This is a genomic window from Streptomyces sp. NBC_00258 (assembly GCF_036182465.1).
In the GTDB taxonomy this organism is placed as follows: Bacteria; Actinomycetota; Actinomycetes; order Streptomycetales; family Streptomycetaceae; genus Streptomyces.
On sequence record NZ_CP108081.1, the window covers coordinates 1,559,872 to 1,575,728 of the forward strand.

The 15,857-nt window shown below is 69.5% G+C and carries 15 protein-coding genes; 11 read left to right on the forward strand and 4 right to left on the reverse strand.

Going from position 1 to position 15,857, the window contains the following annotated elements; all coding sequences use genetic code 11:
• Window positions 1–74: 74 nt before the first annotated feature.
• From OG718_RS07315 to OG718_RS07330, 4 genes are read left to right on the forward strand one after another with little or no spacing between them, the layout of a single operon-like run.
• Window positions 75–2,204, forward strand: a complete 2,130-nt coding sequence (locus OG718_RS07315) for a hydantoinase/oxoprolinase family protein (protein ID WP_328843658.1) — start codon at window positions 75–77, stop codon at window positions 2,202–2,204.
• Window positions 2,201–2,806, forward strand: coding sequence for a hypothetical protein (locus tag OG718_RS07320; RefSeq protein ID WP_328843659.1), 606 nt, complete (start codon window positions 2,201–2,203; stop codon window positions 2,804–2,806). Before OG718_RS07315 ends, OG718_RS07320 begins: the two co-directional genes overlap by 4 nt.
• A 3-nt stretch (window positions 2,807–2,809) precedes the next feature.
• On the forward strand, window positions 2,810–4,090 hold the full coding sequence (locus tag OG718_RS07325) for a TRAP transporter large permease subunit (RefSeq protein ID WP_328843660.1): 1,281 nt from the start codon (window positions 2,810–2,812) through the stop codon (window positions 4,088–4,090).
• Between the two features lie 57 nt (window positions 4,091–4,147).
• Window positions 4,148–5,149 (forward strand): hypothetical protein, encoded by a 1,002-nt coding sequence (locus OG718_RS07330; protein WP_328843661.1) that lies wholly within the window; start codon window positions 4,148–4,150, stop codon window positions 5,147–5,149.
• Window positions 5,150–5,365: 216 nt separating this feature from the next.
• On the opposite strand, the gene OG718_RS07335 is transcribed toward OG718_RS07330, so the two are convergent.
• The gene (locus OG718_RS07335) at window positions 5,366–6,013 is read right to left on the reverse strand and encodes a dihydrofolate reductase family protein (RefSeq protein WP_143642640.1); all 648 of its coding nucleotides are present in this window, start codon (window positions 6,011–6,013) and stop codon (window positions 5,366–5,368) included.
• A 439-nt stretch (window positions 6,014–6,452) separates the two neighbouring features.
• On the opposite strand from OG718_RS07335, the gene OG718_RS07340 reads away from it, so the two are divergent.
• From OG718_RS07340 to OG718_RS07350, 3 genes are all read left to right on the forward strand, one after another.
• Complete coding sequence (locus tag OG718_RS07340) at window positions 6,453–6,773, forward strand: hypothetical protein (RefSeq protein WP_306943077.1); 321 nt, start codon at window positions 6,453–6,455, stop codon at window positions 6,771–6,773.
• Window positions 6,774–7,055: 282 nt separating this feature from the next.
• Window positions 7,056–7,850, forward strand: coding sequence for an SDR family NAD(P)-dependent oxidoreductase (locus OG718_RS07345; RefSeq protein ID WP_328847706.1), 795 nt, complete (start codon window positions 7,056–7,058; stop codon window positions 7,848–7,850).
• A 691-nt stretch (window positions 7,851–8,541) separates the two neighbouring features.
• Entirely contained in the window at window positions 8,542–9,747 is a 1,206-nt protein-coding gene (locus tag OG718_RS07350) for an aldo/keto reductase (RefSeq protein ID WP_328843662.1), read from the forward strand.
• Between the two features lie 16 nt (window positions 9,748–9,763).
• Here OG718_RS07350 and OG718_RS07355 read toward each other — a convergent pair whose 3' ends face one another.
• Together OG718_RS07355 and OG718_RS07360 are read right to left on the reverse strand one after the other, a co-directional pair.
• Window positions 9,764–9,946, reverse strand: coding sequence for a hypothetical protein (locus OG718_RS07355; protein ID WP_143642637.1), 183 nt, complete (start codon window positions 9,944–9,946; stop codon window positions 9,764–9,766).
• Window positions 9,947–10,009: 63 nt separating this feature from the next.
• A complete protein-coding gene (locus OG718_RS07360; RefSeq protein ID WP_143642636.1) occupies window positions 10,010–10,795 on the reverse strand; it encodes an SDR family NAD(P)-dependent oxidoreductase in 786 nt (261 codons plus the stop codon).
• A 196-nt stretch (window positions 10,796–10,991) separates the two neighbouring features.
• On the opposite strand from OG718_RS07360, the gene OG718_RS07365 reads away from it, so the two are divergent.
• Window positions 10,992–12,050: a helix-turn-helix domain-containing protein gene (locus OG718_RS07365; protein WP_328843663.1), complete on the forward strand. Its 1,059-nt coding sequence runs from the start codon at window positions 10,992–10,994 to the stop codon at window positions 12,048–12,050.
• 54 nt (window positions 12,051–12,104) lie between these two features.
• On the opposite strand, the gene OG718_RS07370 is transcribed toward OG718_RS07365, so the two are convergent.
• Window positions 12,105–13,055, reverse strand: coding sequence for a GlxA family transcriptional regulator (locus OG718_RS07370; protein ID WP_328843664.1), 951 nt, complete (start codon window positions 13,053–13,055; stop codon window positions 12,105–12,107).
• Window positions 13,056–13,125: 70 nt separating this feature from the next.
• Between OG718_RS07370 and OG718_RS07375 the strand changes: the two genes are divergently transcribed.
• The 3 genes from OG718_RS07375 to OG718_RS07385 all read left to right on the forward strand — a co-directional run bounded on the left by OG718_RS07375 (window position 13,126) and on the right by OG718_RS07385 (window position 15,808).
• A complete protein-coding gene (locus OG718_RS07375) occupies window positions 13,126–13,965 on the forward strand; it encodes an alpha/beta fold hydrolase (RefSeq protein ID WP_328843665.1) in 840 nt (279 codons plus the stop codon).
• A 383-nt stretch (window positions 13,966–14,348) separates the two neighbouring features.
• Window positions 14,349–14,762 carry a hypothetical protein gene (locus OG718_RS07380; protein ID WP_143642632.1) on the forward strand — a complete coding sequence of 138 codons (414 nt, stop codon included), beginning with the start codon at window positions 14,349–14,351 and terminating at the stop codon, window positions 14,760–14,762.
• 623 nt (window positions 14,763–15,385) lie between these two features.
• Window positions 15,386–15,808, forward strand: a complete 423-nt coding sequence (locus OG718_RS07385; RefSeq protein WP_328843666.1) for a hypothetical protein — start codon at window positions 15,386–15,388, stop codon at window positions 15,806–15,808.
• Window positions 15,809–15,857 lie beyond the last annotated feature (49 nt).

The following is a 15,857-nucleotide window of genomic DNA, read 5'->3' on the forward strand; positions in this document are numbered from 1 at the left end:
GGGCGGCGCGGCTCCACTCGCCCCGCCCGGCGACCGTCCGCGCGAACCGATCCAGCACAAGGAGGTGCACGGATATGAACACACCCCGCATCCGCGTCGGCATCGACGTGGGCGGAACCTTCACCGACGCCGTAGCCGTGGACGCCACGACCCTCGAACTCCTGGGGCAGATCAAGGTCCCCACCAGCCACCATCACGAGGACGGCGTCGCACACGGCATCGTCGAGGCGCTCGACCGGCTCCTGGAGCAGACCGGCTGTGCCCCGGCCGACGTCGCCTTCCTGGCACACGGAACGACCCAGGCCACCAACGCCCTCCTGGAGGGCGACGTGGCGACCGTCGGACTGATCGGCATCGGGACCGGTCCCTCAGCGGTGCTCACCCGCCGCCTCGCGTCGTTCGGAAAGCTCGAACTCGCCCCCGGCAAGAGGCTTCCGCTCGTCTACGCGCACGTCACCGACCCTCAGGACACGGCAGACGTCCGCCGCGCGGTCGAGGAGCTGAAGGGCGAAGGCGCTCAAGTCCTCGTCGCCAGCCAGCCGTTCAGCGTCGACCGCCCCGAGGGTGAGCAGGCCGTCCTGGACACGGCACGGCCGTACGGGCTGCCGATGACCGCCGCGCACGAGATCACCTCGCTGTACGGGCTGCACAAGCGCACCCGTACCGCCGTGGTCAACGCGGCGATCCTGCCCCGCATGCTGGCCACCGCCGACCTGGTCGACGCCTCCATCACCAAGGCGGGCGTGACCGCGCCGCTGATGGTGATGCGCTGCGACGGCGGCGTGATGGCTCTCGACGAGATGCGCCGACGACCGCTCCTGACAGTTCTGTCGGGACCCGCTGCCGGTGTCGCGGGTGCGCTGATGCAGGAGCGGGTGAGCGAGGGTGTGTTCCTGGAGACCGGAGGCACTTCGACCGACATCAGTGTCGTACGTCGCGGCAAGGTCGCCGTCCGGCACGCCACCATCCTCGGCAAGACCTCGTATCTGAGCGCTCTCGACGTCCGCACGGTCGGCGTCGGCGGCGGCTCCATGGTGCGGATCGGCGGCGGCCGGGTGACGGGCGTGGGACCGCGCAGCGCCCACATCGCGGGGCTGCCGTACGCCTGCTTCGCCTCCCCCGACCAGCTGCGTGACGCCAAGGTGGACACGGTCCGGCCCATGGAAGGCGACCCCGCCGACTACGCCGTGATCGACGCGGCGGGCGGGCGATTCGCCGTCACCATGACCTGTGCCGCCAATGCCCTCGGCCGCGCCCCCGAGGGCGACTTCGCCCGCTGCGACCCCGAGAGCGCGCGTGCCGCGATCGCGCCGCTGGCCGCACATCTCGGCACCGACGTCGCGACCGCCGCGACGCGGATCCTCGACGCGGGCATCGCCCAGGTGAAGACGGTGGTGGACGCCATGATCCGCGACTACCGCCTCGACAAGGACACGGCGATCCTCGTCGGCGGGGGCGGCGGTGCCGCGTCGGTGACCCCGCACCTCGCTCGCACCAGCGGCATGGAGGGGCGGATCGCCCGCCACAACGAGGTCATCAGCCCCATCGGCGTCGCCCTCGCACTCGTACGGGAACAGGTCGAGCGGATCGTGCCCGGCGCCACGCAGGAGCAGATCCTCGCCGTCCGCGCCGAGGCGGAGCGGGCGGTCGTCGCCCAGGGCGCCGCCGCCGAAGGCGTCGAGGTCGAGGTCACCGTCGACCCGCAGACCAACACCGTACGCGCGGTCGCGACCGGCGCCACCGAACTGCGCACCCAGGACCGGTCCCACCGGGCCGACGACACCGAGCGGCTCCGTGCCGCGGCGGCCAGTCTCAAGACCGATCCGGCGGCGGTCCATGTCCTGGCGGGCACCGCCGCCCACACCGTCTACGGCACGGAGACACACCGCCGCCTGCGGCCGACCCGTCGGCCCATACGGATCGTCGACGTGGACGGCGTAGTACGCCACCACGCCGCCGACGCCCATGTGGAGACCACCACCGTGGCCGGCGCCCCGGAGGTGCTCGCCCGGCTGGTGGGCGAGTCCACCTCGTACGGCGACGGCGGGGTGCGCGCTCCCGCCCTGCGGCTGCTGCTCGGCGCCCGCATCGCCGACCTGTCCGGCATCCTCGATCCTCAGCCTCTGCTCGCGCTGGCCCGCAGTGAGCTGCGGGCCCGAGCGGCCGACGAGCCGGTGGTCGCGGTCCTGGAGGTGCGGTCATGACGCCGACCTCGGATCAACTCGCCATCCAGGCACCGGAGTTCAGGGATCCTGCGTCGGTCGACGACATCGAATGGGCCGTACGACTGCTGGCCGCCACGCCCACCCACGAGGGCCGGGACCGCGAGCTGCTGCGCCAATGGGCCCGTAGGGCCGACGAGTTCGGATCCCGGCTCGCACCCGTCCCGTCCACCGCGCGCGTGGTCGAACGGGACGACGGCCTGGAGCGCATGCTGCTTGCCCGCTACACGTCACGGCCCCCGACGGTCGAGCTGTACACCGACACGCTCGCTCTCGCCGAGGAGTTGGTCGACGCCCGCGGATGGCGTGCCTGGTACCCGCCGGGCTCGGTGCGCGCGGCCGCGCTCGCCCACGAGGCCGTGCACGCCCAACTCCACCACGGCCCCGCGAAGTCCGCGCTCAAGCAGGCACTCGACCACACCGTGCTGCGCCTCGGACGCCACCGCGTGGCCGGTCATGTCGCCGGTGCGGAGGAGGTCGCCGCGCACGCCTACGCCCGAACCGTCTGCGGACTCGGTCGCAGCCCCCTGCTCCTCACCGCCGCGCTGCGCGCGGAACTCACCCCGCCCGGAAGAGAGAAGTGACCCATGGGTGTCGTCATCCTTCTCGTCATGGCGGCCGGCGTCGCCCTGATGCTCACCCGCAGACTGCCCACCGCCTTCGCGCTGACCCTGCTCGCCGTCGCCATCGCCTTTCTCGCCGGGGCACCGTTCACCGGCAAGAACAGCGTGCTGGACACCGTCCTCCAGGAAGGCGCGCCGGCCCTGGCCGCCACCATGATCGCCATCATTCTGGGCTCCTGGCTGGGCAAGCTCCTCGACGAGACCGGCATCGCGGGCACACTCGTCCGCAAGATCGTCGAGTTCGGCGGTGACCGACCCACCGTGGTCGCTCTCGGCGTCCTCGCCGTGTCCGCACTCGTCGGTACGGTGACCGGTTCGGCACCCGCCGCCATGCTCGCCGGCATCATCGGCATCCCCGCCATGATCGCCGTCGGCGTGCCCAAGGTGACCGCCGCGGGCACGGTGCTGATGGGCATCGCCGTGGGCATCCCTTTCGAGCTGCCGCTGTGGCAGTTCTTCTCCACCGCGCTGGACCTGCCGATCCCGACCGTGCGTGGCTTCATGGTGAAGCTCTTCCCGTTCGCCCTGGCCGCCGCCCTCGCGTTCGTCCTCGTCGAGACACGACGACGGGGCACCGAGCACGCCTGGTCGCTCAAGTCCGTTGACACGAAGCCTCGTTCACGACGCGAGCAGCTGGGCGACGCGCCCTGGTACGCACTGCTAGCCCCCGCCGTCCCGCTCGTCCTCGCCCTGGGCTTCGAACTCGCCATCATCCCCTCGCTGTTGGCGGGCGTCCTGTACGCGCTGGTCACCACGACCCGGCCCGGCGGGATGAACAAGCGGCTGCTGCGCACCCTGTACGGCGGCTTCGAGGTGGCCGCTCCGCCGCTCGTCCTGTTCGTCGCCATCGGCATCCTGCTCGCGGCCGTGAAACTGCCCGGTGCCGTGGACGCGCTCGAACCGCTCGTCAAGGCCGTCAGCCCGCACAACCCCGTGGTGTTCGTCCTCGTCTTCACTCTCCTGGTCCCGCTGTGCCTCTACCGCGGCCCCCTCAACGTGTTCGGGCTCGGCGCGGGCATCGCCGGCGTCCTCATCGCCACCGGCATCTACCCCGCGGTCGCCGTCCTCGGCATGGCCACCTCGTACAACCAGGTCTTCGGCGTCGCCGACCCCACCAGCACACAGACCGTGTGGAGCGCCCAGTACGCGGGCGTTTCTCCCCAGCAGGTCATGGTGCGCACCCTGCCGTACGTCTGGGCGGTCGCCCTCGGCGGCCTGTGCGTGACCGCGACCACCTACCTCTGAGCCTCACGGCCCCGTCCGGGGCAGCCGAGCCACACACCTTCTGTCTTTGGAGCCACCATGCAGGAGCAACACCTCGACCGACGCCTCTTCCTGCGCGCCACCGCCGCCACCGGAGCCGCCCTCACCGTCGGGACGGCCCTGGGTGCTCGGCCCGCGGCCGCGGCACCCGGCGGATTCCCCGACTACGCATACAAGCGCACCCTTCTGACGGCATCTCAGCTGAAGTACAACCCCACCGGCGAGATCATCTTCCCCTGCATCCGGGGCGTCTACGACAAGCTGAGCTCTCCCCTCGGCCGCTACTACCTGTACTACGCGCCGCACGACACGCCCGGCGGGATCTGCCTGGCCTACGGCAACTCGCTGGAGGGGCCGTTCACGGAGTACCCGTCGAACCCGATCGTCTCCAACAAGTGGTCCCCGCACTACTCCGTCAGCCATGTCTCGTCCCCCCACGTGCTGTGGAACGCGGACGCCAAGGAGTTCTGGCTGTACTTCCACGGAGAGAACACCACGACCCGCCTCGCCCGCTCGGCCGACGGGATCCACTTCACGTACGACAAGGTCGTACTGTCGACATCCATGCTCCCGGCGGGCACCACGGAGACGTCGTACGCCCGGGTCTTCCGCCACGACCTGCCCTCACGCGGCGCCCGCTACGTGATGGTCTTCATGCTCAACAACACCACCAACCACCGGGACATCCACTGGGGTTGGTCCGCCGACGGCCGGACCTGGACGTACGACCAGCAGCCGCTGATCCGGCACGGCGACGTAGGTGCCGTCAACGTCGGCGGCCCGCACCTCCTCCACCGCAACAACAGCACGTACGTCGTCTACAACAAGGACAAGGGAAGCGGCGGCGACATCATGATCACCGAGGTCGGCAACGACTTCAGCAAGCGCAGCCATCTCGGGGTCTTCTACAACTCGCGCAGCGCGGCCCCGGAGAACGGGCGGGCCGCGGCACCTTCCTTCGGCACCGACGGCGGCGTCCCGTACATGATCTACGAGGCGGGAGAGAGGCTCTCGGGGGCCATCGCGGTGGCGCGAGGCTGACCCGGCCAGCCGACCCCCGCTGACGTCCGGAGCGCGTCACCGGGGGATGGCCCCGACGCCACCCATGCGCCGGCTGCGGAGCGCGTCATGCCATTACGAAACCATCGTCCACGTCGCCTCGATCAACATCCGGCTCCATGACCTGGAACGGCACACGTGACAGACACGATTTCGAGCCCTGCCCACACCCCACGTTCTCGACCGAGGCGGTTCCGCTCAGCGACCCGCACGGGTGAACGTCACATGCGTGACTCCGCCGGGCGAGGAGACTGCTTCGACCTCGTAGTCCTTCTCGATGCCCTCCAGTCCGTCCAAGAGGCGTACACCTCGGCCGAGCAGGATCGGGACCACCACGATGTGCATGCGGTCGACGAGCCCGGCAGCAAGGAAGTCGCGGATCACGGTGGGCCCGCCGCCGATACGTACGTCCTGGCCGCCCGCCGCTGCGCGGGCCGTCTCGAGCGCCTCGGCGGGCGAGGCGTCGAGGAAGTGGAACGTCGTGCCGCCCTCCATCTCGATCGACGGGCGAGGGTGATGGGTGAGGACGAAGGTCGGTGTGTGGAACGGCGGGTTCGGCCCCCACCACCCCTTCCACTCCGGGTCCTCGTGCCAGCCGGGCGGGCCGAACTTCCCGGCGCCCATGATCTCGGCGCCGACCCCGTCGTTGAACTGCCTCGCGAAGGCGTCGTCGAGACCGCCGGTCCCGCCGGCCTGGCCGGTCATCTCGTGCCAGAACCCGGTGGTGAACATCCACTCGTGCAGCCTTTCGCCGGCGTGGCCGAACGGTTCGTCCTGGCTCTGACCCTCACCGGTGCCGAAGCCGTCGAGCGAGATGGAGAAGTTGTGGACGCGGGCGAGTGACATGGCTGGCGCTCCCTTCCGTCTACCGATCGAGCTGCGTCGTATCAGCTCATCATGAAGCCATGATGAGCGTCCCGCTGTCATGACGTCTAATGCCATTTCGCCCCATGTCTCATAGACAGAATTAATCCATGCTGACCTGACACCCCTCAGGGCGCTGGAGGCGGTCGTCCGCCATGGAACGGTGACCGAAGCCGCCACATGCGGCGACCCGCCGTACCTCATGACAGGCGAACCGCTGAGGATCCGGCTCCCGACCAGTGGCCGAGCATGCGTCCACCGCTGTAGGACCGGAGGACGACCACCACCGAGCCGGGCAGGCGCCTCAGTTGGCGGTGGGTCCGGTGCTGCGCGTATATCGCGTTGTGGGTCCACGGGACGCCGCCATAAGGTCATCGGCATGTCTGTACGTCTTCGAATGCGTCAAGCACTGCCGGAAGCGATGCGCGCCCGCGACAAGACCGCGGTGAGCGCCCTGCGCGCAACACTGGCCGCGCTGGACAACGCCGAGGCGGTGCCCGTTGACGAAGCCGAACTGCGCGGTGTGGCCCTTGAGCAGTCGCCGGTCGGCGTCGGCGCCACCGAAGCAGCGCGTCGGGAGCTGAGCGAGCGCAGTGTGGTGGATGTCGTGCGCGCCGAGGCCGCCGAGCGGCTGGAGGTTGCGGCGCAGTTGACCGCACCCGCGCACGCCGACCGAGCCGCACGGCTCCGCGCGGAGGCCGCCGTGCTGCTTCGCTTCCTCGACGGTCCCGGCACCGCCTAGGGCACGGCGACGCATCGCACCGCAAGCAACACGGGAGCAGGGCTGGGACCTGGTGGCGGCCGACCGAGCAGGTCGGCCACGCCTGGTCCGGGCCGAGGCAGCGCGTGGTGCCGGTGTGCGAATCGAACCCCGCGGGCCACGGGCGGGACACGCCCGGCCCGGCGCGGGAGCAGTCACCCGTACTGCCCCACCCCAAGGTTTCCGGACATGATCGGGCGCTTCGAGGAGAAGAAGTGCCGTGACGGCCCGATGGCGGCCGAACCTGCTTCGGGAAGGAAAGACATGCGCCTGGACCTCACAGGCCGGACCGCTCTGGTGACGGGATCCACCCAGGGCATCGGAGCCGCGATCGCGGCCGGACTCGCACGGGCCGGCGCCCGGGTCGGAGTCAACGGACGCGACCTGGGCAGGGTCGAGGAGTCCATCCAACAGCTCAAATCCGAAGTGCCGGACGGCGACTTCGTTCCGGTCGCCGCCGACGTCACGTCCGAGGCGGGCGCCGCCGGCGCCCGGGAGGCCCTGCCGGACGTCGACATCCTCATCAACAATCTCGGCATCTTCGGCGCCAAGGACCCGATGGAGATCACGGATGACGAATGGCGTCGCTACTTCGAGGTGAACGTGCTGGCAGCTGTGCGTCTCACCCGCACCTACCTGCCGCGGATGATCGAACAGGGGTGGGGCCGCGTCCAATACATCGCCAGCGACTCCGCCGTGGTGATCCCCGCCGAGATGATCCACTATGGCGTGTCGAAGACCGCCCTCCTCGCGGTCGGCCGCGGCTTCGCCAAGCAGGCCGCAGGGACCGGCGTCACCGTGAATTCCGTCATCGCCGGCCCTACCCATACCGCCGGCGTGGAGGATTTCGTCTACCAACTCGTCGACCGCGACCTGCCCTGGGACGAGGCACAGCGAGCCTTCATGCGACAACACCGCCCACAGTCGCTGCTGCAGCGCCTGATCGAACCCGAGGAGATCGCCAACATGGTGGTGTACCTGAGCTCCGACCTGGCGTCCGCGACCACGGGCGGCGCACTGCGGGTCGATGGCGGGTACGTCGATTCCATCCTCCCCTGAGGTTGGCGTACATGCGGCAATGAATGCTGCTCGTGATCGCTCTCCGGCTCGGCCTGCGCATGAGTGGCTGGCACGACGCAGCCCAGCTTGAGCACTTCCTGACGCACCTGGGCGTGGGAGCATCCGCCATGCTCTTCCGCTGCGCCGTCTGCGGCACCCAACTCGCCTACGTCGACGCCTCTTGGCTCAGCACTCGGCAGGGCAACCGCGAGAACCGCGCCGATCGCCCTCGAGAGTATCCGCGCCCAACTCCGTTCCACTGCCCAGGCGTTCATCGGCAAGGCCGGTCAGGTCAAGGTACGAGGGAAGGGCTCTCTTCGGACCTGGGGGGTAGTGCCATTACCCGGCACAGCACGCCCTCCCACCCCGACGGGCACGCTGATTGAATCAGCCTGACCGCCCGGCAACATCGGAACCACAGGACGCCCATCGCCCCACGAGCGTGGGCATCGCCCGAAGCCACGGACGTGGACCGACGCAGCCGGACGAAGCACCCAGGCGTTCATCTCGGGCGCGGTCGACTTCGGCCGCACGCAAGGCCGACCCCGTCGCGGTTCCGTCCGGACCAGGGCCAGGGCCAAGACCAGGACCAGGACCAGGACTCGACCAGAGGCAACAGGGTCTGTCTCTTCGTCACCGACCGAGATGCGTCGAGGGTGCTTTCAACAGACGACCACGAGGGATGTAGCCCATGCACGAACAGGACAGCGCGCCGAGCGGCAACTCGACCGGCCACGGCCGTCGCGGCTTCCTGAGCGCGGCCGCACTCGCAGCGACCTCGTTGGTGGCCGTGACGGGAGCCGCACCGGCGCAGGCCCATGCAGCATCGCCGGCCACGGGCACCGGGGCTCCCGTCCGCGGTCGCAATCACGTGACCGCGGCCATCACACAGTCCGGTCACCGCAGGCTCGGCTCCTTGAAGGTCTCCGGCATCGGCCTCGGCACGCAGACCATGCCGGGCAACCTTTACGGTCCGGTCACCAGCCGCAAGGACATGGTCGCCCTCATCCGGACAGCCGTCGACCAGGGGGTGACCTTCTTCGACACGGCCGAGGCGTACGGGCCGTTCGAGTCGGAACGGATCGTCGGCGACGCCCTCCGGCCCGTCCGCGACAAGGTGGTGATCGCGTCCAAGTTCGGCTGGGACATCGACCCGGACACCGGGGCACGCAACGGCCTGAACAGCCGCCCGGACCACATCCGCCGAGCCGTCGACGGCATGCTGAAGCGCCTCAGGACGGACCACATCGACCTGCTCTACCAGCACCGGGTCGATCCCACCGTCCCGATCGAGGACGTCGCGGACACGGTGAAGGACCTCGTGGCCCAGGGCAAGGTGCTGCACTGGGGCCTCTCCGAGCCTGGTCTGCAGACCGTCCGCCGGGCCCACGCGATCCTGCCGCTCACCGCGATCCAGAACGAGTACTCCACGCTCTGGCGCGGACCGGAGGAGCAGGTCCTGCCGCTGTGTGAAGAACTCGGCATCGGCTTCGTGTGCTGGGCACCTCTGGGCATGGGCTTCACAACCGGCACGATGAGTCCGTACACCCGGTTCGCGGAGGGAGACCGCCGGACCGCGTTCCCCCGCAACAGCCGGGACAACCTGGCCGCCAACATGCCACTCGTGCAACTGCTCCAGGACTGGGCCGTACGCAAGGGCGCCACACCCGCCCAGATCGACCTCGCCTGGCTGCTGGCCCAGAAGCCGTGGATCGTACCGATACCCAGCACCACCCGGCTGTCCCACCTCCTGGAGAACATCGGCGCCGAAGAAGTCCGCTTCAGCCCCGACGAACTCCAGGAGCTGAACTCCGCCGTCGCGCGCATCACCATCCATGGCGACCGCCTTCCGCCGGAGGCCCTCGCCATGACGGGTGTCGAAGCACCGCCCCGCTGACCGGCCGCGCGGGCATTCACTCCCCGTCCCCGGTCGCCAGCGTCATACCGGAGATCAGGCCCGCGATCGCGACCGGGACGACAACAAGCAGCGGGGCACCGGCCATGGAAAGCCCCAGAACAGCCCGACCGCCACGAGCAGCATCGACGAGAACACCGCGATGAAGACGCCAGATCAGCACTTCCCGTTCTTCGTCCATGGACGGCATATATTGCAGTACAGCGCCAGCTGCGCCTGACCGACCCACCCTTGTGTCGAGGAGTCAGTTGTCGATCCTGTACAGGTTGGTCTGGCCGTTCGACGCGGTCAGGCCGCCGTCCACGGGAATGTGCACTCCATTGAGAAACCCGGCGTCGCGACCGGCGAGGAACGCGACGACGGCGGCCACCTCGGCCGGTTCCCCCGGCCGGCCCATGGGTACGCGATCCACGAAACGCCTGTGAAGCGCGGTTTCCTCGGCGAGCGCGTCGCGGATGAACTGGCTGCTGAGCGTCACGCCGGGGTGGACGGCATTGACCCGGATCTCCCGGCCGTGGTCCAGCGCCATCGCGTTGGTCAGGTTCGCCAGCGCGCCCTTGGTCGCGTTGTAGGCGGCCTGGCACCAGTCACCGCGCACGGCGCCCACGGATCCGACATTGACGATGCATCCACGTGCCGCTCGCAGGTGGGGCAGCGCGGCTCGCGAGGCGAAGAAGACGCCGTCGACGTTCGTACTCATCATGGTCCGGTAGTCGGCCATGTCGATCTCATCGACAGTGCCCGGAATCGCCACGCCCGCGTTGTTGACCAGTACGTCCAGGCGTCCGAACCGCTCAGCCACTCCGTTCATGACCGCGGTGATGGCCGCCAGGTCCGAGACGTCCCCCACCCAGGGATACATGTCCGCACCATCGGGGCCCTCTTGGACGGTCCGCCGCAGAGTCTCTTCGGTGCGGCCCACGAGCACGACGGTGTATCCATCGGTGGCGAACCGGTGCGCCGTCGCGGCTCCGAGGCCGGCACCGGCACCCGTGATGACTGCCACGCGGCTGGACTTCTCTTGGTTCACGAACTTCCCGTCCTTCGTCTGCGCCGGGCCCAGAACAGCCCGGGTTTCGCCGGTCCCAGAACGGCCCGGGTTTGCCTCTCGCTCCGAAGCCTAGGAATGCTGGCACTGCCCGCACTTGAACCAGTGCGGCATCCGCGCAGAACGTATGCGCCACACGACACGTTGGAGCAACGGACACGAAGGAGAGCGGCCTGCGATGGACAGCACTGGAGCGGAGGCCGACGGGACACTCGGGGCGTTTTCCGTGGACTCCACCGTCCCGGGCGCCGTACCGCGAGGGTTCGACGCCTTCCTGCGCGAGTGGGAGACGCGGATCGGTGACGGCTTCCCACAGCCCACCTACAGCCCGGCCACGATCGCCGACTTCCGGGTCAGGAGCCGTGTCGCCAAGGTGCGTGACGTGGCGATCACCGATGTCCACGGCGTGTCGGCGATCCGAACCGCGGGTACCCCGCGCGGCGTTGAGGATCAGGTGCGTATGTACGTGGTGCGGCGCGGAGCATGGACGTTGGGCGGCTCGCGTGATCGTGGCGAGCACACCGTTCCGGGCGGGCAGTTCCTCCTCCGGCATGTCGGGCGGCCGTCGCACTTCGAGACGGTGCCGCACACGACGGCCCAGGTCCTCGTCCTGCCCGCCGCGATGCTCAAACCCCTGCTGGGGAACAGGGTCATGACCGGGTCGGTGGACTCGGCAGAGGTACGCCTTCTCGCGGCCCACTCGAACATGGTCCACGCAACGATGGCCGACCTGAGTCCGGCCGGCGTGGATGCCGCCCACAGCAGCCTGATCGAGCTGGCCAAGGCGGTGGCGCTGCAGCGGTTCGACGACGTGGAGCCCCGGCTGGCCCCGGCGCTCGCCCAGGCCGCGAAGGACTTGGCGGACAGCCGGCTCGCCGATCCCGAACTCTCCCCGCCCCTGCTGGCGCGTCAACTCAACGTCTCCGTACGCACCTTGCAACGGGCCTTCGCCACGACGGGAGAGTCGGTGACCGCCTACATCCGCCACCGGCGTCTGGAAGAGGCCCGGCTCGCTCTCACCACACCATCGGGCCGACTGAGTGTCTCGGAACTGGCCGCCCACTGGCAGTTCGCCGACAGCAGCCACTTCATCCGGGCTTTCAAGAAACGCTACGGCCGGACACCCACCGAGTACGCCCGCTCCACCCGCTCGCCCCGCTCGACCGGGCCGACCGGGCCGACCGGGCCGACCGGGCCGACCGGGCCGACCGGGCCGACCGGGCCGACCGGGAACTGAACCGACTCCGACGGCCATCGACTGGCCCGCCAGTGAAAACCCCGCTCGCCGCCATCAGGTCTCGCTGAAGGTCCGTCGGTAGGCGCCGGGAGTGGTGCCGAGATGTGCCCGGAACCGGCGGCGCAGGTTGACGGCCGAGGCGAGTCCGACCCTGGTGGCGATGGCTTCGACCGGTAGGTCGGTCCGCTCCAGCAGTACCCGTGCCGCGTCGAGGCGCCGGCCGAGCAGCCACTGTCCCGGGCTGGTGCCGAGCTGCTCGGTGAACCGCCGGGCGAGGGTCCGGCTGGACAGCCCGGCGTGCCCGGCGAGGCGGCCGAGGGTCAGTCGGGTGTCGAGCCGGGAGGTGGCCCACTCCAGCAGTGGCGACAATGACTCGTCCGCCCTGGCCGGTGCGGGCTGTGCGGCGTACTGGAGTTGACTGCCCTCCCGATGCGGCGGCAGAACCATGTTCCGGGCGATCTGGGCGGCGTATGCCGCGCCGTGGTCGGCACGTACCAGGTGCAGGCACAGGTCGATACCCGCGCCCGTTCCGGCGCTGGTCGCCACGTCGCCGTGGTCCACGAAGAGCACGTCCGGGTCCACCTGCACCTCGGGGAAGGCGGCGGCGAGTTGAGCGGTGCCGCGCCAGTGGGTGGTGGCGCGGCGGCCGTCGAGCAGTCCGGCCCGAGCCAGGACGAACGCCCCCGTGCAGATGGCGACGATCCTCGCCCCGCGCCGGTGGGCGGCCCGCAGCGCCTCGGTGACGGTCGGCGGCACGGGTGTTCCGGGCGGCTGCCAGCCGGGGACGACCACGGTGTCCACCTCCTGCAAGGCAGTCAGCCCCGCGTCGACGAGCATCGTGTAGCCGACGGTGGTCTGCAGCGGTCCGGGGCGCTCGGCGCAGATCCGGAAGCTGTAGCGGGCCGGCACGTCCTGCAGCGCGGTGCCGAAGACCTCGGAGGCACAGGCGAGTTCGAAGGGCGACTGGGGCGGGTTGAGCAGGGCCACCACCCGGTGGAGGTTCATGGCAGGAATGTACCCACGGGTGTCTTTCTGGACTCTCGGCCGGGAGGCCCGACCCGGTCACAGTGGTCCCATGAGTGAAACCACCGGAACGGGTGTGTTGAGGACCGAGGTCCGGGTCGACGACGAAACGGCCAGCTGTCTGACCGTGGAGCAGGACGGCCCGGTCGTGTTGCTGCTGCACGGAACGTACTGGAGCCGGGTCTGGCTCCCGGTGCTGGGCCGCCTCGCCGAGGCAGGGCTGCGTCCCATTGCGGTCGATCTCCCCGGGCTGGGACGCTCGGGAGGTGAGCTCACCCTGGAAACGGCCACGGTCCCGGCCCTCGCGGACTGGGTGGCGCGATTCGCGTCCGCGCTGAAGCTCTCCGGGCCGGTCGCGGTGGCGGGCCATGACATCGGCGGTGCCGTCGCCCAACATCTCCTTGTCCACGCTCAACTGGAGGTGTCCGGGCTGGCCTTGGTCAACTCGGTCCTCTACGACTCCTGGCCCGCGCCCCACGTGGCCCGGTTCCGGGGCCCGGGGGTCGTCGCGGGGACCACCGCCGACGACGTTCTCGCCGCCCGCCGAGAGGCAGTGACGGCGGCGCTGGCCGGCGCCGCCACCGAGGAGCGGATCGCGGACTATCTGGATCCGTGGACCGCTGTGCGGGTTCGCCGCTCCTGGATGGCCCTGGCGGGCGCGGCCGACAGCCGATACACCCTTGATCTCGTTCCCGCACTGAAGCGGTCCACGACGCCCAAGTTGCTGATCTGGGGCGAGGACGACGACTTCGAGAAGGTGGAGTACGCCGAGCGGTTCGCCTCGGAGATCCCGCAATCCACGCTCGTACGTATCCCGGATGCGGGGCACATCCCAACGGAGAACGCGCCCGGCCGGATCGCCCGCGCGCTCATCGACTTCTTCACGGCGTAGAGGTCTCGATGGGCGGTATGCGAGCGGACCTCGGTTTCGACGGCGCGAGTGGGAGAGGAGTTCCGGCCGGGGATCCGCCGTGGGTCAGGATCTGGGTCCCGCCAAGCCCAGGAACGGGACCTCCGCCCGAAGATCACGGCACGTACGCTCATGTACATGGTTGAGCATCGAGTGGTTCCTGTTCAACCTCGACAAAAGCCACGCAGCCGTAACCGGGGGATGATTCCTCTTGGGGACAGGCCCGTTGGTCTGCCCGGACCGTGCTGCTGGAGCAAAGTGCTACTGGGCGCCCTGCTTGTCGCACGTTCGATCGCGCGCGGGACAGACCGGGCGGCCCCCAGATACCCAGGATCACCGCGACGCAAGCAGAGAGGGCATCGCCCATGGGCCGGTCAACGATCTCGACTCCCCTGCCGCGCGACACGAACGTACTGTCCATCGGGCTGCACCCGAGTGCGCTCGACTACAGCCGGATGCCCGACGGGCTCGACGAGGCGGTGCTTGCCGCGCGGATAGAGGCCGGGAACGCGACGCTGCGTGAGGCGGGGTTCGAAGTCGTCCCGTGCCTTGTCGGCACCTCCCCGGACCAAGCAGAAGCAACCGTCCGGGAGCATCTCCAAGAGCGCGCGTTCGGCTTGGCGATGATCGGCGGTGGGGTACGTATGCTCCCGGAAAACACCCTGCTGTTCGAGCGGTTGGTCAACGTCCTCACCGAGGCGTCGCCGGGGATCCGGCTGTGTTTCAACACAGATCCGGTGAACACGGTGGAGGCGCTGCGGCGGTGGATCCGGACGTAAGCGTGACTGAGGAGCCGTCCGCGAAGCCTCGCGCCCAACGGATGGCCGCGGCCTTCTCGTAGCGGCCGGCGATGCCTCGCCCGAGCTTCGAGTGGTTGATGCAGCGTTCGACGGTCTTCAGCGCAGTGAACACCCGCTCTCTCGGCGTCCGGTCCGGGAGCAGCGGCTCGGTCCGCGCCGACTGCGCATCAGTCGACGGCACATCCGACCCAACCGGGGAGGCAGCCCGGCCGTCATGCCTAACGGGTACGGGATCACGAGTCAGGAACCGGCCGGTAGGCAGACCATCGGGCAGGTTGAACATGGCCGCAACGTAGACCGCGGTACTGACAGCGCAGCCACCTGCGGCACCAAGCGACTCCGCTCGCAATGATCCAGACGAAACTGTCTGGCCGCGTTGCTCCGTTGTCCTGAACTCGGCGCGGGTTCCTGACATCTGTCAGGGACCGTTGGGGCGGGCGGCCCTCTAGGTTGCGATGGGCACCACCTCTGTCGGTCCGGGACAGCCCGACCTCGCAGAGGGCCCCTCCGCACGTGCTCCCGTCGGTCGACTGTCGGTCGCCACGACCGGCATCCACCCGTCCTCACACCCACCCTCGACACCCAGAGGAGCAATCGAACCCATGGGTACCCAGAGATCCCTTCTCGGTGTGGTCGGCACCATGACCCTGGTGCTGGCCTCCGTCTTCGCCTCCGGCTCGGCCCAGGCGGCGTCCTCAGCCACGTCCGCCGTCTCCCCGACGATCTCACCGGCCGCCCCCTCGCAGCTCGTGCCGCCCGGCGACTCCGTCACCTGTGACACGGGGAACTTCTGCGCCGGCGTCTGGGACCCCACGGTCAACCAGTGGCGGGTCTTCTTCCTGTACGACTGCAACCGCTACTACCTGTCGAACTGGCACGGCACGGGCGAGGTCATGAACAGCCAGACCGACAACGCCCAGGCGACGATCTACGGTGAGAACGGCAACGTGATCCAGACCTTCCCGGTCAGCACCGACGCACCCGACGTGGACTGGGAGCCGGTCTGGTCGATCCGGAACTGCTGACCGGGAAGGAGTAGCACGCCTCTCCGCGCCCTCGGATGTTCCAGGTACG

Coding starts and splice junctions, on each gene's coding strand:
- OG718_RS07315 (WP_328843658.1), top strand. CDS start 75: ATGAACACACCCCGCATCCGCGTCGGCATCGACGTGGGCGGAACCTTC.
- OG718_RS07320 (WP_328843659.1), top strand. CDS start 2,201: ATGACGCCGACCTCGGATCAACTCGCCATCCAGGCACCGGAGTTCAGG.
- OG718_RS07325 (WP_328843660.1), top strand. CDS start 2,810: ATGGGTGTCGTCATCCTTCTCGTCATGGCGGCCGGCGTCGCCCTGATG.
- OG718_RS07330 (WP_328843661.1), top strand. CDS start 4,148: ATGCAGGAGCAACACCTCGACCGACGCCTCTTCCTGCGCGCCACCGCC.
- OG718_RS07335 (WP_143642640.1), bottom strand. CDS start 6,013: ATGTCACTCGCCCGCGTCCACAACTTCTCCATCTCGCTCGACGGCTTC.
- OG718_RS07340 (WP_306943077.1), top strand. CDS start 6,453: ATGCGCGCCCGCGACAAGACCGCGGTGAGCGCCCTGCGCGCAACACTG.
- OG718_RS07345 (WP_328847706.1), top strand. CDS start 7,056: ATGCGCCTGGACCTCACAGGCCGGACCGCTCTGGTGACGGGATCCACC.
- OG718_RS07350 (WP_328843662.1), top strand. CDS start 8,542: ATGCACGAACAGGACAGCGCGCCGAGCGGCAACTCGACCGGCCACGGC.
- OG718_RS07355 (WP_143642637.1), bottom strand. CDS start 9,946: ATGGACGAAGAACGGGAAGTGCTGATCTGGCGTCTTCATCGCGGTGTT.
- OG718_RS07365 (WP_328843663.1), top strand. CDS start 10,992: ATGGACAGCACTGGAGCGGAGGCCGACGGGACACTCGGGGCGTTTTCC.
- OG718_RS07370 (WP_328843664.1), bottom strand. CDS start 13,055: ATGAACCTCCACCGGGTGGTGGCCCTGCTCAACCCGCCCCAGTCGCCC.
- OG718_RS07375 (WP_328843665.1), top strand. CDS start 13,126: ATGAGTGAAACCACCGGAACGGGTGTGTTGAGGACCGAGGTCCGGGTC.
- OG718_RS07380 (WP_143642632.1), top strand. CDS start 14,349: ATGGGCCGGTCAACGATCTCGACTCCCCTGCCGCGCGACACGAACGTA.
- OG718_RS07385 (WP_328843666.1), top strand. CDS start 15,386: ATGGGTACCCAGAGATCCCTTCTCGGTGTGGTCGGCACCATGACCCTG.